The organism is Streptomyces sp. NPDC000345, from assembly GCF_042898825.1.
Taxonomy (GTDB): domain Bacteria; phylum Actinomycetota; class Actinomycetes; order Streptomycetales; family Streptomycetaceae; genus Streptomyces.
In genome coordinates this window covers 40,222-55,411 of sequence record NZ_JBIAZE010000007.1, presented here as the reverse complement: position 1 = coordinate 55,411, position 15,190 = coordinate 40,222, and the positions used below count along the sequence as shown (strand labels likewise).

At 66.0% G+C, this 15,190-nt stretch carries 14 protein-coding genes and 1 pseudogene; 9 read left to right on the top strand and 6 right to left on the bottom strand.

What is annotated here, in order from left to right; genetic code table 11:
- Positions 1–17: 17 nt before the first annotated feature.
- Together ACFY30_RS18195 and ACFY30_RS18190 are read left to right on the top strand one after the other, a co-directional pair.
- A pseudogene (locus tag ACFY30_RS18195) lies at positions 18–752 on the top strand (IS630 family transposase); the annotation flags it as partial.
- A gap of 45 nt (positions 753–797) precedes the next feature.
- Positions 798–1,352 (top strand): hypothetical protein, encoded by a 555-nt coding sequence (locus ACFY30_RS18190; protein WP_390846174.1) that lies wholly within the window; start codon positions 798–800, stop codon positions 1,350–1,352.
- Positions 1,353–1,383: 31 nt separating this feature from the next.
- On the opposite strand, the gene ACFY30_RS18185 is transcribed toward ACFY30_RS18190, so the two are convergent.
- Together ACFY30_RS18185 and ACFY30_RS18180 are read right to left on the bottom strand one after the other, a co-directional pair.
- Entirely contained in the window at positions 1,384–1,965 is a 582-nt protein-coding gene (locus ACFY30_RS18185; RefSeq protein ID WP_390846500.1) for a transposase, read from the bottom strand.
- A gap of 5 nt (positions 1,966–1,970) precedes the next feature.
- Positions 1,971–2,456, bottom strand: a complete 486-nt coding sequence (locus ACFY30_RS18180; RefSeq protein ID WP_390846173.1) for a winged helix-turn-helix domain-containing protein — start codon at positions 2,454–2,456, stop codon at positions 1,971–1,973.
- 135 nt (positions 2,457–2,591) lie between these two features.
- Here ACFY30_RS18180 and ACFY30_RS18175 point away from each other — a divergent pair, with 135 nt between their 5' ends.
- The 5 genes from ACFY30_RS18175 (at position 2,592) to ACFY30_RS18155 (ending at position 7,691) form a co-directional block, all read left to right on the top strand.
- Positions 2,592–3,830, top strand: coding sequence for an IS110 family transposase (locus ACFY30_RS18175; RefSeq protein ID WP_390846499.1), 1,239 nt, complete (start codon positions 2,592–2,594; stop codon positions 3,828–3,830).
- 55 nt (positions 3,831–3,885) lie between these two features.
- A complete protein-coding gene (locus ACFY30_RS18170) occupies positions 3,886–4,422 on the top strand; it encodes a DUF4240 domain-containing protein (RefSeq protein ID WP_390846172.1) in 537 nt (178 codons plus the stop codon).
- A gap of 294 nt (positions 4,423–4,716) precedes the next feature.
- A complete protein-coding gene (gene istA / locus ACFY30_RS18165; RefSeq protein ID WP_390846498.1) occupies positions 4,717–6,345 on the top strand; it encodes an IS21 family transposase in 1,629 nt (542 codons plus the stop codon).
- Positions 6,342–7,136 (top strand): IS21-like element helper ATPase IstB, encoded by a 795-nt coding sequence (istB, locus tag ACFY30_RS18160; RefSeq protein ID WP_390846171.1) that lies wholly within the window; start codon positions 6,342–6,344, stop codon positions 7,134–7,136. The genes istA (ACFY30_RS18165) and istB (ACFY30_RS18160) overlap by 4 nt, the downstream gene beginning before the upstream one ends.
- A 51-nt stretch (positions 7,137–7,187) precedes the next feature.
- Positions 7,188–7,691 (top strand): hypothetical protein, encoded by a 504-nt coding sequence (locus ACFY30_RS18155; RefSeq protein WP_390846170.1) that lies wholly within the window; start codon positions 7,188–7,190, stop codon positions 7,689–7,691.
- A gap of 84 nt (positions 7,692–7,775) precedes the next feature.
- On the opposite strand, the gene ACFY30_RS18150 is transcribed toward ACFY30_RS18155, so the two are convergent.
- Positions 7,776–8,531: an IS5 family transposase gene (locus tag ACFY30_RS18150; RefSeq protein ID WP_390846169.1), complete on the bottom strand. Its 756-nt coding sequence runs from the start codon at positions 8,529–8,531 to the stop codon at positions 7,776–7,778.
- Between the two features lie 177 nt (positions 8,532–8,708).
- On the opposite strand from ACFY30_RS18150, the gene ACFY30_RS18145 reads away from it, so the two are divergent.
- Positions 8,709–9,821, top strand: coding sequence for an IS4 family transposase (locus tag ACFY30_RS18145; RefSeq protein ID WP_390846168.1), 1,113 nt, complete (start codon positions 8,709–8,711; stop codon positions 9,819–9,821).
- Positions 9,822–9,954: 133 nt separating this feature from the next.
- Positions 9,955–10,416 carry a hypothetical protein gene (locus ACFY30_RS18140; RefSeq protein WP_390846167.1) on the top strand — a complete coding sequence of 154 codons (462 nt, stop codon included), beginning with the start codon at positions 9,955–9,957 and terminating at the stop codon, positions 10,414–10,416.
- A 6-nt stretch (positions 10,417–10,422) separates the two neighbouring features.
- Here ACFY30_RS18140 and istB (ACFY30_RS18135) read toward each other — a convergent pair whose 3' ends face one another.
- The 3 genes from istB (ACFY30_RS18135) to ACFY30_RS18125 form a co-directional block, all read right to left on the bottom strand.
- Positions 10,423–11,187 (bottom strand): IS21-like element helper ATPase IstB, encoded by a 765-nt coding sequence (istB, locus tag ACFY30_RS18135; RefSeq protein ID WP_030792970.1) that lies wholly within the window; start codon positions 11,185–11,187, stop codon positions 10,423–10,425.
- Positions 11,184–12,782, bottom strand: a complete 1,599-nt coding sequence (istA, locus tag ACFY30_RS18130; protein ID WP_390846166.1) for an IS21 family transposase — start codon at positions 12,780–12,782, stop codon at positions 11,184–11,186. Before istA (ACFY30_RS18130) ends, istB (ACFY30_RS18135) begins: the two co-directional genes overlap by 4 nt.
- 474 nt (positions 12,783–13,256) lie before the next feature.
- On the bottom strand, positions 13,257–15,047 hold the full coding sequence (locus ACFY30_RS18125; protein WP_390846165.1) for a helix-turn-helix domain-containing protein: 1,791 nt from the start codon (positions 15,045–15,047) through the stop codon (positions 13,257–13,259).
- Positions 15,048–15,190: the final 143 nt, after the last annotated feature.

The following is a 15,190-nucleotide window of genomic DNA, read 5'->3' as shown; positions in this document are numbered from 1 at the left end:
CAGCAGCCAGCAGAAGTTCGACGATCGGGCGAATCTGGAAGCGGTTCGACCTCAAGCCCCACCTGCAGGACTCCTTCAAGCTGTCCACCGATCCGCAGTTCGTCGCCAAGGTCGTCGACGTCGTCGGCCTGTATCACCATCCGCCCGAGAAGGCGGTGGTGCTGTGCGTGGACGAGAAGAGCCAGATCCAGGCGCTGGACCGGTCCCAGCCGGTGCTGCCGATGATGCCGGGCATGCCCGAACGGCGTACCCACGACTATTACCGGCACGGCATCACCAGTCTGTTCGCCGAGTTCAACATCGCCGACGGCAGCGTCATATCGCAGCTGCACCGCCGCCACCGGGCGATCGAGTTCAAGAAGTTCCTGATCCGGGTCGACAAGGCGGTGCCCGCCGCGCTCGACGTGCACCTCGTCTGCGACAACTACGCCACCCACAACACCGCCGAGATCAGGACGTGGCTCGGCAAACACCCCCGCTTCCACGTCCATTTCACCCCCACCGGCTCCTCTTGGATGAACCAGGTGGAGCGGTGGTTCGGCCTGCTGACCGACAAGCTCATCCGCCGCAGCGTCCACACCTCCGTGAAGGCACTGGAGGACGACATCACTGCGTGGATCGACACCGGGAACGAGAACCCGCGGCCCTCCACCTGGACCAAGACAGCCGACGAGATCCTCAACTCCCTCGCCGACTACCTCACCAAAGTCGGGACCACCGGCGAGAAAACAGAGCAGAACTACTCAGGTTGAACTCGTGATGTCGGCGGCAGGACCGGATGGAGGAGCGGCTGTGGCATGCTCGTCCGCGTGATCGAGGTCCCAAATGATGGCTGGTCGTTCGCAGCAGCACGGGAGCCGGCTCGCTTCGGCGCTTGCGAGGTGAACGGGGCCCCTGGTGTCGAGCACGCGGTAGGCGCGCGCGGGACGCTGTGTGGCATATCGGCGCGGCACACCACTCTCTATCTGCATCTTTTCGTTCCCGACGCGTTGCAGTCGTGCCGACGGTGCCGTCAGCAGGCCGACGCGGTCCCGACCCAGCCCGGTGCCCAGGAGCGCCTTCACGGCCGAGTCCTGGATTCGGCTCCGGGCACGATGCGCGATGAGCTACTCGCCGCCCTTCGTACGGGGGCGACGGTTCGCTTGTGGATCAACGGCCGCTCCGCAGATCTGGCAAAGTTCTACGCGAGGATCGACGAGCTGACCGAGGGCGTCGGGCCCGCTGCCGAAGCTTTCGCGTCAGCGGCGACAATCGGACTGGCGAACGTTGAGCACGACCTCTGGCGGTTCCTGGTCGTCCTGCCAGAGGGCGACGCTCCTCCGATCGTCGCTCGCGGACCACGCGACCGCTGATGCGTCCAAGACCTGCCGATGTCGAACACGATCACGGCAACGCAGTCGTCAGCCCGGTCGCGGCCAGGCAGCCGTCGATGAGCTGCGGCCGGTACTGGATCTTCCGTAAGCCGCGTCTGACCGTCTGCACGAGGTGGTCCGGGTCGGCGAAGGCGACGTTGGCCAGGAATCCGCGTCGCAGTAGCGACCAGATGCCCTCGACTGGATTGAGATCGGGCGCGTACGAGGGCAGCCGGTAGACGGTGAGCCAGTCCTGGGCGGCGATGAACTTCTTCATGCCGGCGGCCAGGTGGGTGTTCAGGTTGTCCCAGATCAGGATGATCGGTCCGCCGAGCTGGTTGTGTGCCGCGATGATCAAGTCGCGGTAGTCGGTCCAGGCGAAGCTCTTGCGGCCCTTGCTCCTGCTCTGGCCGTCGTCCAGCCTGGGCCGGTAGATCAGCCGGGATCGCTCGCCGGGTTTGTAGCAGGTCAGGGCGGCGATCGAGACCCGCCGACGGGAGCGGCCACGCACCCGAACGATGGGTGTCCGGCCACGGCGTCCCCAGGTGCGGGCCCGCGCCGGCGTCATCGAGACCCCGGCCTCGTCCTCGAACACCAGCCAGGCTCCGAGCACCGCCACTAGGCTTTTACCTGCGGCCACACCTGCTTCTTCCACATCTCGACCGCCTCGTCGTCGCGCTCGATCGCCCGGCGGACCGGCTGCTGGCACGACCAGCCGTTGCGTCGCATCAACTTCCACACGCCCTGGACGGTGTAGGAGACGTGGAACCGTCGGCCGATCAGAGTTTTGATCCGCGCCAGCGTCCACCGCTGGTCCTCCCAGCCGTGAGCGAGCGGTCCCTTCTCCAACTCCCGCTCCAGCTGGCCGAACTGCCGTTCGCTGAGCCGGGGCAGCGACTGCGGCCCCTTCGACTCCAAGGCAGCCGAACCTCCCTGGCGCCAGGTGTGGCGCCACCGCTCCACCGGCCGCACGGTGACCCGAAGGTCAGCCGCGATCACCCTGTTGCCGTCACCCCGTTCGAACCGCTCGGCGGCCTCCAGCCGTACCCGCCCCCGACGCTGTTGCTCCTGGGCAGTGAACCCGCCCCCCTGCGCGTATCGCACCCCGACGTCATATCGCAGGGATCAAGGTCCGTCAGCACCTACGACAAGGCGAGTTCAACTTGAGTAGGTCGCTCGCGTGGCCCGCATGCGCTCGTGACCAGCGCAAACACCCAGCGCATAGGGGAGGGAACAACTTTGATCTACTGCGGAATCGACTGGGCGGAGCGTACCCACGACGTTGCCCTGGTCGACGACACCGGCACGTTAGTGGCCAAGCGGCACATCACCGACGACGCGTCTGGCTACAAGATCCTGCTGGAGCTGCTTGCCGAGCACGGCGACACCGAGGAGAACCCGATCCCAGTGGCGATCGAGACGTCCCGTGGCCTGCTCGTTGCCGTGCTGCGGACGGGGACGCGGAAGGCTTTCGCGATCAACCCGATGGCGGCCGCCCGCTACCGCGACCGCCACTCGGTCTCGCGCAAGAAGTCCGACCCCGGCGACGCCCTTGTCCTGGCGAACATTCTGCGCACCGACATGCATGCCCACCGGCCCCTGCCGGGCGATAGCGACCTCGGTCGTGCCATCGGCGTTCTTGCCCGGGCCCAGCAGGACGCTCTGTGGAACCGGCAGCAGATCGCCAACCAGCTCCGTTCCCTGCTGCGCGAGTACTACCCGGCCGCCCTGGAAGCCTTCGCTGTCTGGGCCAACGGCCTGTGCCGCCCCGAGGCCCGTGAACTCCTCAAGGCCGCCCCGACCCCGTCACGAGCCGCACGGCTGACCCGGACACAGCTCCAAGCCGCGCTCAAGCGGGCCGGCCGCAAGCGCGGTATCGAGGCGGAGGCCGACCGTCTCCGCGACGTCTTCCGCGCTGAGTGGGCCCACCAGCCGCCGCTCGTGGAGGACGCGCTCGGCAAGCAGATGGTCGCCCTCCTCCTCCAGCTGGAAGCCGCTTGCACCGCCGCAGACCAGCTCGCCGAGGCGGTGGAAGAGGCGTTCCCTCAGCACCCGGACGCCGAGATCCTGCTGAGCTTCCCCGGGCTCGGCATCCAGCTCGCCGCCCGGATCCTGGCTGAGATCGGGGACGACCGAACCCGCTTCGCAGACGCCCGCGGCCTGAAGGCATACGCCGGCTCCTCGCCCATCACCAGGGCCTCGGGGAAGAAGTCGTCCATCACCCGCCGCTGGGTGAAGAACGACCGGCTCAACCACGCCGGCTACCTCTGGGCCTTCGCCGCCCTTCGCCACTCACCCGGAGCCGACGCCCACTACCGGCGCCGCCGCGAGATAGGCGACTGGCGCGCCGCCGCCCAGCGCAACCTCTTCAACCGCATGATCGGCCAGCTATACCACTGCCTCCAGCACCGCAAGCTGTTCGACGAGAACACCGCGTTCCCACCCTCAGGCCAGGAGATGGAGACAGCGGCAGCGTGACATTCGATCAGCGGGACCAGTGCGCTGTCAGTATCAGGTGGCATGCTCTGCCACCATGAACAAACAGCAGTTCTGGCAGCTCATCGCGGCAGCACACAGCCAGGCGCTCGACCCGAATGAGAGCGAATCGGTCGCTCGCGAGACGACCTCGCTGCTTGCCACGCGCCCGGCCGAGGAGATCGTCGCCGCTCAGCAGGTGTTGTGGGACCTGATGGCTGACTCCTACACGAGCCCTTTGTGGGCCGCTGCCTACGTCATCAACGGCGGCTGCTCTGACGACGGCTTCGACTACTTCCGTGGTTGGCTGATCGCACAGGGGCGTGAGGTCTTCGAGCGCACAGTCGCTGATCCTGATGCCCTCGCAGAACTGCCCATCGTCCAAGCCTCGGCGGCCGACGGCCTGGACCTGGACGGTGAGGAAGTGCTGAGCATCGCCTGGAACGCACACATCACGGCGACCGGCGAGCAGCTCCCCGCCGACGCATTCACGATCCGATACCCGGAGCTAGACCCTGCCTGGGACTTCGACTTCGACGACCAAGGGGAGATGGCTCGCCGACTGCCACGCTTGACCGCTCTCTATCTGGAGTAAGAGAGCATCTGATCAGCGTTCAGATTGGTATGGCTGGGTTGTCCGTTTTGATTCGCCAGGTTGGTACGGATTCTCCGGTCAGTTCGCGGGACATTTTGTTAGCCATCGCCCAGTGGATCATCGTGCGGGATCTCTCGGGCTGGCTTTATCGAGCAGTAGCGACGTCGCTTGTCGATGGGTTTGGGAGGCGCCCTGTTCCACGGATGGGTGATGTCGACGAGTTTGGGAGGCACTGGGGTTCTTGCCAGGGCAGCATCGGGATGCTCCTGGTGAAAGGCGCTGGTCATGCCGCGGATGTCGAAGGTCGAGCTGTACGCGGCGATCCGGCGTGACCACCGTGGCGGCATGTCGATGCGGGAGCTTGAGCGCAAGCACGGTGTGACGTGGCGGACGGTGCGGAAAGCGTTGGATTCATCCTGGCCGGAGCCGCGTAAGAAGCTGCCGCCGCGGGTAACCGGAGTGGACCGCTACAAGTCGGTGATCGACGAGATCCTGCGGGCGGACCTGGTCGCGCCGCGCAAGCAGCGCCACACGGTCACTCGGATCTTCCACCGGCTGGTCGAAGAACACGGCGCCGACGTCTCCTACGGGATGGTGCGCTACTACGTCGCGGCCCGGAAGCCCGAGATCCTGGTCGAGTCGGGCAAGGCGCCGTCGGAGGCGTTCGTCCCTCAGACCCACCAGCCCGGTCACGAGGCGGAGGTCGACTTCGGCGACGTGACGATCCGCCTCGCCGGCGAGCTGGTGACCTGTTATCTGTTCTCCTTCCGCCTGTCGTTTTCCGGCAAGGCCGTCCACCGCGTGTTCGCGTCCTGCGGGCAGGAGGCGTTCTTCGAAGGCCACGTCCACGCGCTGCGGACGCTGGGCGGAGTTCCGCGAACCAAGGTCCGCTACGACAACCTCAAGGCGGCCGTCGCCCGAGTGCTCGGGCCGAGCCGGGCGAGGGTGGAGGCGGACCGGTGGATCGCGTTCAAGTCGCACTACGGAATCGAGAGCTCCTACTGCCGCCCAGGCATCGAGGGCGCCCACGAGAAGGGCGGCGTCGAGGGGCAGATCGGCTACTTCCGCCGCAACCACTTCGTTCCCGTCCCCGAGGTCTCTTCGCTCGCCGAGCTGAACGAGATGGTCGAGCAGTGGGACCGGCAGGACGACGCCCGCAGGATCGGCTCCAGGTCCCGGACCATTGCCGAGGACTTCGCGCTCGAACGGCCGTTGCTGATGCCGTTGCCGGAGGAGCCGTTCGAGACCGGCCGGCTGTTCACGCCGCGAGTCGACCGCTACGGTCAGATCCCGGTCCGCACGAACCGCTACTCGGTCCCCATCCGGCTGATCGGCAAGCGGGTGAGGGTCATCCTTCACGCCTCTCACCTGGTTGTTTACGACCAGAACGTGGAGGTGGCCCGGCACGAGCGGCTGATCGCCAAAGGCGCCGTCCGCCTGGACCTGGACCACTACCTGGAGGTCCTGGTCCGCAAGCCCGGCGCCTTCCCCGGCTCGACGGCTCTCGAACAGGCCCGTTCAGCCGGCAAGTTCACCCCAGTCCACGACGCCTGGTGGACCCAGGCAATGAAGATCCACGGCGAGCGGGACGGGACCCGCGCGCTCATCGAGGTGCTGCTGCTCGGACGCCACATGACGCACGAACACGTCGTCGCCGGCCTGGCCGCAGCCCTGCGGGCCGGGGCCATGACCGCGGATGCGGTCGCGCTGGAGGCCCGCAAGGCCGCCCAGGCCGAGACCGAGCCCGCGCCGAATGCCCGGACCCTCGGCCAGCCGCCGGCGACGGTGACGTCCCTGCACGAGTGGCGCCTGGCGCATCTTCCGCCGGACACCAGGCCGCTGCCCTCGGTGTCTCACTACGACCAATTGCTCCGACGCAGCCGCACCAGCGGCAGCGGCCACCGTGAGGGAGAAGCGCAGTGACCATGCCCCGCCAGCGAGGCTTGACCGAGCAGGCCGCCGACGCCGCGATCGACTCCGCCTGCCGCTTGCTGCGGCTGCCGTCGATCCGCAACGAGTTCTCCGACATCGCTGACCGGGCGATGAAGGACCAGATGACCTACCGCGGCTTCCTCGCCGAACTGCTGATGGCCGAATGCGACGACCGGGCCCGCCGCAGGTCGGAAAGGCGGATCAAGGCTGCAGGCTTCCCCCGGGAAAAGTCCTTGCGGTCCTTCGATTTCGATGCCAACCCCAACATCGACCCGGCCACCATCCACACCCTCGCCAGCTGCGAATGGATCAAGAAGAGCCAACCGCTCTGCCTCATCGGCGACTCCGGCACCGGCAAGTCCCACATGCTCATCGCTCTGGGAACCGAGGCCGCCATGAAGGGCTACCGAGTCCGCTACACACTCGCCACGAAGCTGGTGAACGAGCTGGTCGAGGCCGCCGACGAGAAGCAGCTGAACAAGACCATCGCCCGCTACGGCCGCGTCGATCTCCTCTGCATCGACGAACTCGGCTACATGGAACTCGACCGCCACGGCGCTGAGCTCCTCTTCCAGGTCTTGACCGAACGGGAGGAGAAGAACAGCGTCGCGATCGCCTCGAACGAGTCGTTCGGTGGCTGGACGAAGACCTTCACTGACCCCCGCCTCTGCGCGGCCATCGTCGACCGGCTCACCTTCAACGGCACCATCATCGAGACCGGCACCGACTCCTACCGCCTCGCCAGCACCCGAGCCCGAACCGAACAACCCGCAGCGGGCTGACCCCCTGAAACCGCTGGACTGCTGGTCAGAGCACCTGTCAGGCTCCGCCTTGTGGAGATTCTCGATGTCCTGACCAGCATGGCGAAGACAGGTCGGCTAGGCCCGGTGTTCAGCGGAGCCGACTGGAACGAGGTGACCACAGCACTCGGCGAGCCGTGGGACATCGGAACAATGAGCCGGAACAGAAAGTGGCCGCGGCTCTTCGCCTACGGAGACCTTGAGCTGAGTGTCTGCCGCTGCCGCAAGGTTTCCCTCATCTGCGTCCAGACATGGCGTGACGTCGTCGAACTTCCTCCATCGGTTGTTGGGGGGACGGGCACCTTCCCGGCAGGACTCAAGCACGCGGACGTCGTTTCCGCGTTGGACATGGCCGGCTGTTCCTGGGAGCCGCATGCTCCGCTGACCTTCGGCAACCAGTGCTCACTCACGGCGATCACGTCAGGAGCGAACTTCACCTTCGAGATCCCCGAGGGCGAGGAACCCGTACTGAACGTCATGGGCCTGCCCGGCGACGGACACGACTGCTCCGCACGGACCGCAGACCAAGGTCACTGACGCGAAGCGCCGTCAAAACTCGTGAAGACTTATCGCCCCAGAGATCGCTAACCGCCGCTCAAACTGGTCAACAAACGCTGTCACTCAAGGTGAACAAAGCCACTCGGGCAGGGCTTCGTAGTCCCGCACGAGCCGGCGGTGCTGCATCAGCCAGCCGAAGGTCCGCTCGATCACCCACCGTTTGGGCAGCGGCTCGAAGCCCTTCGTCCGGGTCCGTTGCACGACCTCGACGTCGATGCCGTGGCCGGCACCGTGATTGAAGATGCTGTTCTGGTAGCCGCCGTCGGCCCAGACCTTGGTGACGGTGGGATGCTGCGCCGCCAGGTCGTCGAGCAGTTGCTTTCCGCCGATGGTGTCGTGGACGTTCGCGGCGGTCACCAGTACGGCCAAGACCAGGCCGAGGGTGTCGGTGATCAGATGGCGTTTGCGGCCCTTGATCTTCTTGCCTGCGTCGATGCCTTGACTGCTCTCGGCCACGTTTGCCGAGGTCTTCACGCTCTGGGCATCGATCACGGCCGCGGTGGGCTGCGCGCTGCGGCCGTGCGCCCGGCGAGTCTTGTCGCGTAGCAGGTCGTGGACTTGCTGGGTCGTGCTGTCGGCTTCCCACTTCGCGTAGTAGTCGTAGACGGTCTTGTAGGGCGGGAAGTCGTGCGGCAGGTACTCCCACGGGATGCCGGTGCGGTTGACGTAGAGGATCGCGTTGACGATCTCCCGCAGATCGTGCACCCGGGCCGCGGCACCAGGGCCTGTTCGTCTCGCCCGCCAAGCGGTGAAGACCGGCTCGATCAAAGCCCACCGGGCATCGGACACGTCACTGCGGTAAGGACGACGCACGCTCACGCCTGGCCTAACGACCGTCAGCACCCGCCGTCACAAAATCATCCCTAACTACCAACTACCTAGATCAGATGCTCTCTAAAGCAGCCCGCCCGGCCGACCGCATTCAGTTCAGCGTGCTTAGACCCAATGCCGTTGCTTTTGCCGTGGGCGTAGGCTGGTCGGGAGTGGGTCCCGGGGGTGGTGCGGGTGGCTGCAAGTGCGTCTGACTTATCGGGTCTTGGCCTGTTGACCTGGGTGTATCCGCCAGGTTTGGTGGACCGGGTGGTGGCCGCGTGCGGACGTTCAGAGCAACGTAGAAGACTGCTTCCTGCGCGGTTGATCGTGTATTTCGTGTTGGGGCTTGCGCTGTTCTCGCCTGCTCCGTATCTCGAGGTCATGCGACACCTGGTCGCGGGACTGCGCGGTCTGGGGCTGTTGGGCGACTGGCACGTTCCAGCCAAGTCCTCGCTGTTCAGGGCCCGGCAGCGGCTGGGTTTTGAGCCGCTGCAGGTGCTGTTCGCGGCAACCGCAAAGCCGATGGCCACCGAGTCGACGCCCGGTGCGTTCTGGCGGGGCCTGCGGCTGCTGGCCGTCGACGGGACCTGCTGGGACGTCGCCGATACCGAAGCCAACCAGGCCGCCTTCGGCCGTCCCGGCAACAGCCGCGGAACGGGACGCAGTGCCTTCGTCCAGGTTCGGATGGCGGCCCTGGTGGAAGTGGGCAGCCACGCGGTGCTGGACGCGGAACTCGCCGGCTGCCGGACCGGGGAAGTCACCCTGGTAGGCCGTCTGCCCCGCTCATGCGGCCCCGGCCAGCTGGTCCTGGCCGACCGCGAGTTCCTCGGCGTCCCGCTGTGGCGGGCATTCACCGCCACCGGAGCCGACCTGCTGTGGAGGGTGCCCGCCAACCGCGTCCTGCCCGTCCACAAGCTCCTTCGTGACGGATCATGGCTCTCCCACATCCACGCCGGCGGTTCGGCCACGGCCGGCGATTACCGTCTGGTCACCAGCCTCCTGGACGCCCGCCGCCATCCGGCCCGGCAACTGGCCGCGCTCTACCGCGAGCGCTGGGAGATCGAATCAGTCTTCGCCGAGATCAAAACCCACCAGCGCGGTGCAAGGGTGGTCCTCAGCAGCAAGACACCCGACGGTGTCCTCCAGCAGATCTGGGCCCATCTCCTGGTCCACCACGCACTGCGGGAACTGATGCTGAGAACCGCGGCCACCCGCCAACTCGACCCCGACCGCATCTCCTTCACCGAATCCCTGCTGTGGACGATCGCGTATTTCCCCAGGGGTAAGTTCACGTAATTCCCCACCCTCATGACTGAGACGGCCCTCGAGGAGGACTCCGACGGGTGGCAGAATCGGCGCGTGATCACTCGGCTCGGTCGAGTGGCACCCTCAGAGGGCCTGACGGACGGAATGAGAGTTGAGTCGTGCGTTGATCCGCGTCGCGCGAGGAGCCACCGGGTTCTGGGGGTACGACGATGCCGCGTTGCCTCAGGTGGACGTAGTGGCCTTCAAAACCGCCTGCCATGCCGTGGCCCGATCGATTCGGGGCACGGTCGCCGAAGTGGCGCCGGCCGGAGCCACGCCGAACTTCCATGCGGCTCTGATTACCGCCCCGGGCATTCGGTCGAGCGTCTTGTGCCACGAGGTACTCCCGGTTGTTGCCTTTGCGGCGAGTCCACCGCAGGCAGGTGTGCCCCTGACGAACTTTGCCTCCCCACAGGCCTGGGCGGACGCATTTGAGCGGGGCGGCTTCCGGCTGCTGGACGTCGACGAACTGAGCACGCCGTTGGCGACGGCTGACACCAGCGAGCTCGCCGAAGCAGAGCTGGAACAGGTGCGTTACTGGCGTCCCAGCACAGTCGGCGAGCTGATGTTCAACTGGTGGGACTGATCCCGGTCATTTGATTGAGGGCTTGTCAGTGCGGTTCTTGGGGCGCTTGTTCGGGCGGTAGCTGGGGCCGTTCATGATGACCTGATGGCTGGTATTGATCAGCCGGTCCAAGAGCGACTCGGCGACGACGGGGTTAGGGAAGAGGGGATACCAGTCGCTGGGCGCCCGGTTGCTGGTGATGATCAGAGACCTTCCCTGCCGCTCGCTGACCAGCTCGTAGAGGTCGTCCGCCTGGGCCGCGGACATCTGACGCATCGCGAAGTCGTCCAGGATGAGCACGTCGGGGCGAACGAGCTCGCGGATCCGCTTCTCCCAGGTGCGGTCCGCGTGACCACCGGCCAGGTCGGCGAGAATGCGGCTGGTCTTGGCGAAGCGAACGTGGGCGCCCTGACGGACGGCGAGGTGGCCGAGGGCCTGGGCGATGTGGGTCTTGCCGACGCCCACCGGTCCGAAGAGGATGACCGACTCGCCGGCGTGAAGCCAGCGCAGGGCTCCCAGGTCGCGGATCTGGGCCGCAGGCAGTTTCGAGGAGGCGGTGAAGTCGAACTCCTCCAACGTGACCTGCTGCTCGAACTTGGCTCGCTGCAGTCGGCGTTGGAAGGCGACAGTCTCACGGCGGGTGATCTCGTCCTGGCAGAGGACCTGGAGGAAGTCGAGGTGGCCGAGTTCTCCGCCGTGGGCCTGGGCCAGGCGTGCGTCGAGGGTTTCCAGCATGCCGGACAGTCGCAGGGCCTTGAGTGACTCCCGCAGGGCGGCGTCCATCACGGTCATCGGGTTTCCACCTCGGTTTCGTCGTGGACCTGGTCGTTGTGGTCGTCGTCCGTGGTGTCGGGGGTCGCGACGGTGGCGAAGAGCCGGGCGGGGCCATGGAGAAAGGCCGCGGCTCCAGCGTCCCCACTGGTCTCGGGCTCGGGATCCGTCTCGGTGCCGGCGATGAGGATGCCCTTGATGGTGCGGTAAGACGGATCGCCGACCGCGATGGCCCTGGCGCAGGCCGCTTCCAGCCGCGTGTCGCCGTACTTCTTGCGCAGTCCGAGAACTCCCTGGGCAGCGCGGAGCCGGTAGAGAACGTTGACTTCCAGCAGCTGGTCGACGACCTCGCGGCAGGAGTCGCCGATCTCGGATGCCTGGCCGCGACACCAGACCGGCGTGCGCATCTGGAAGGCGATCTTCTCTGGTGGGTAGTCGCTCTTGTCAGTGCGTTTTCCCTGGTCGAGAGCCGCGTGGGTCTTGACGAGCTGTCCGTCGTGGAAGACCTGGACCATGGTGGCGGTGGAGCGGACGTCGACCTTGCGGCCGATCAGCTTCCAGGGCACCGAGTAGAGAGTGCGGCCGACCTTGATGTGGATGTCCGGTCCGACCGTGGCCGTCGACCAGCGGGCCAGCACGAACGGGGTCGGAGGCAGAGGCAGCAGTTCGGCGGCTTCCAGCGCCTCGAACACGGTCATCGGGGCGGCCCCGCCCAGCGGCCGGCACTTCCGTCGGCCAGCGACCTGCTGACTCCAGGTCACGGCCTCGGCCTGCATGTGCTCGATCGAGGTGAACTCGCGGTGTCGCCAAAAGGAGTCGCGGACATAGGGCATCGGCCGCTCGACCCGGGGTTTGTCCTTCGGCTTCGCAGCCCGCGCCGGATCGACCAACGCGCCGTAGTGGGTGGCGAGTTCGGCATAGGCTTTGTTGATCTTCGGATCGTAGAGGTCGGGCTTGTCGACTCCGGTCTTCAGATTGTCCGGGACGAGCCGGCGTGGGACGCCGCCGAAGTAGCGGAAGGCTGCGACATGCGCTTCCGTCCAAGCGTGCTGGTCGAGGTGCAGCACCGGCCGGACGAACATGTGCCGCGAGCAGGGCAGGACCATCACAAACGCCCAGACCCGGTGGCGTTTGCCGGACCGCGGGTCGATCCACTGCCCGAGGAATCCGTAGTCGATCTGGGCCTCCGATCCGGGTTCGATCTCGTCCCGCAACACGGTGACCTGCGACTTCGCCACCTCATCGGGAAGTGTCGCGTGCACCCAACGGCGGAATGAAGAGATCGACACCTGAAGCTTGTGCTCGTCACGAAGCCGCTGGTGGATCGTCGAGACGGTGACCGTCCCGAGCAGGCTCTTGATGTAGTCGCGGTGCTGGTCGATGTCCGGCCAGGTCACCTGCCTCAGCCGTCTGTCGACGAGCCCGGGAAACCACTCCTTGATCAGCTTCGACCAGTCCGCCTCGCTCATCGGCGGCCCTCCCGGGCTGATCCCGGCCGCTTCTGCCGGGGCCAGGTACTTCCTGACCGTCTTGCGGTCCACTCCCAGCGACGCGGCCAGCTCGCTCTTCGAGCGACCCGCGTACCAGTGGACGTAGATCTCGGTGATGTCGACCACGACGAACGTTCTCCTCGCCATCCGGGCTGCCCATCGGCCATCCGAACCACGGGACGAGGAACATGAGCAGCTCCGCGACGACCAGGTCCCTCGATCCCGACCTCCGCGCTACCCATGGCCAATTAGGAGAATTCGGCATGGGGAATTACATGACGCTCAAACCGCCCGACATGGGGAAAAACTTGATCGTCGACACCTGCGCTCCGCCCGCCGCAGCGTGACCGTCACCCCGGGCGGTTTTTCCCCCTGAACTCCTGGTCAGAGCACTGCAAGTACTCCAGGAGGACCTCCTGGAAAGACTCCTGCCCGTCAGACGCCTGCGCAGCCAGCCCCGCGTCGTGAAGCGCAAGATGTCCAACTACTGGCTCAAGCGGGCCGAGCACCACGCGTGGCCCCAGCCCACCCGCACCGGCACCCAAGCCATACACATCAAACGCCCTCAACCCGCAGACCCATAAAGCAACGGCATTGCCTCTAAATGCCCACTGAGATGCGCAGTTGGTGCATACGGAGCGCGAGTTGGGAGTCAAGCGCCTCCGACTCCCGCCAACCGCTGCCGAGTACGAGGTCGATGCGGTCCAGTCGCTTGAGCAGCGTGTTGAGATGGACTTGGAGGGCTCGTGCGGTCTGAGCCAGGCTCCCACGGTTCGCGAAGTAGGTCGCGGCAGTGGTGACGAGGTCAGTTGAGCGCTGTGCATCGTATGCGAGGAGGGGACCTATGGTGGCTGAGATGAAGCGGTCCAATTCGTTGATGCGGTCAGGGGCGAATAGGAGCGAGTAGAGGGCATAGTCACTTGTTGTGGCGCCGTGGTCGGTCTTGCCCAGAGCGAGTGCCAGGTCGAGGCACCTGCTCGCCGTCGTGAATGCTCGGGCCCAGTCGCGGTCCTGAACCTGTTCGCCTATGAGATTGATGTCCCGGTCGAGCTGCTGGCGTATGGCACGGTGTCCGTCCGCGACAGCCTCATCGACGTCTTCAGCGTGCAGGAGCATAGTGGCTCGACCGAGGTATTCACCGGCCAGGCCCGCGTGTTTGTGTGCGTACACGTGGAGTTGGCGTGACAGCTCAAGAGTGGCAACCGTCGTGGAGTCGGCGACCACGAGGAGGTTGAGCGCGTCGACATCGATGCCGCGCGCGCGTGTTCGCGCCCGCTGCGCCGCGCTGACGGCGGGGCTGTTGACCAGCAGCTCTGTCATCAGCTCGCCGCTGAGCCGCTCGGCCGCGTCGGCGACCGCGTTCTCCTTTAGAATCATCAGAGCGACGATGTGTGTGGCTCTCTCGAGCATTCGCAAGTCAGCCGAACTCGGGCTGGCAGGCTGACTCCAAACGAGAGCTCCGAGGTAACTGTCTCCAGCCTGGACGACGGCGACGCTGTGCGTGGCGGACGCGTCCTTCTGGGTCATGCATCGTCCCGTGCGACGCGCGCCCTCGAGGGCATGCATGATCCCGGGCCACGCCGGACTGTCGCTGTCATGGAGCGTCTGGTCGACGCCTGCGCTCGCCAACAGCGTGTTGTCGCGACCGAGGAAGACCACCGCTCCACCCATCTGATCGGCTAGGTGGCAGGCGACGTCCTTCGGTCCACCGCCGGTGAGGACGACGTCGGTGAGCGCCTCGTGAACGGCTTGCGAGCGTTCGATCGTGGCAACGTGCTCTTCGATGACACGGTAGGCCGACTGCAGCTCCTCGAGGGCGGTGCGGCTTTGGTCGTACAGACGAGCGTTGTCGAGTGCGATCGCGGCGTGATCTGCGAATGCGCTGAAGAGTGCAATCTCTTCCGAGCTGAACGACCTCTCCGAGCGGTCGGCGGCGAAGAGCGCGCCGACCGCCTGGCCGCGGACGAGCAAGGGCACCCCGAGGAGCGCGACCAGGCCTTCTCGTGCGACGAGCCTGTCGAAGTCGTGGACGTGATTGAGCTCGTCGGCGACGAGGTAGTTGCTGACCCAGATCGGCTTGCGCCGTTCGATCACCTGCCCTCCGAGTCCGGTGCCGGGAGGAATGCCGGCGGCCAGGAAGTCGGCGGAGATGGTGCCTTCCGAGGCACGGACCGACAGCGCATTGTCCGGGCCGAGCAGAGACAGGTACGTGAAGTCCGTGCCGATGAGTCCGTGAGCGTGGCGCACGATCGACCGCAGGACGTCATCGAGCTCACCCAGCGCAGTCAGTGACCTGGCGGTTGCATAGAGCGATGACAGCTCGCGCTTGCGCCGGAGGTGATAGGCCTGCGAGCTCTCGTCGGCGGGAAGTGGGGACGCTGTCGACGTCATCTCCTTCACATCCTCCCGTCACGCCACCGTCATGGACTGGTGTTGGAAACATGCACCCCAGGGCGCATAGGAGTGGACTTTTCATACCTCTCCTACTGAAGGAACTGTACCTAATGTGACGCATGACGGAAGACACATCGAGG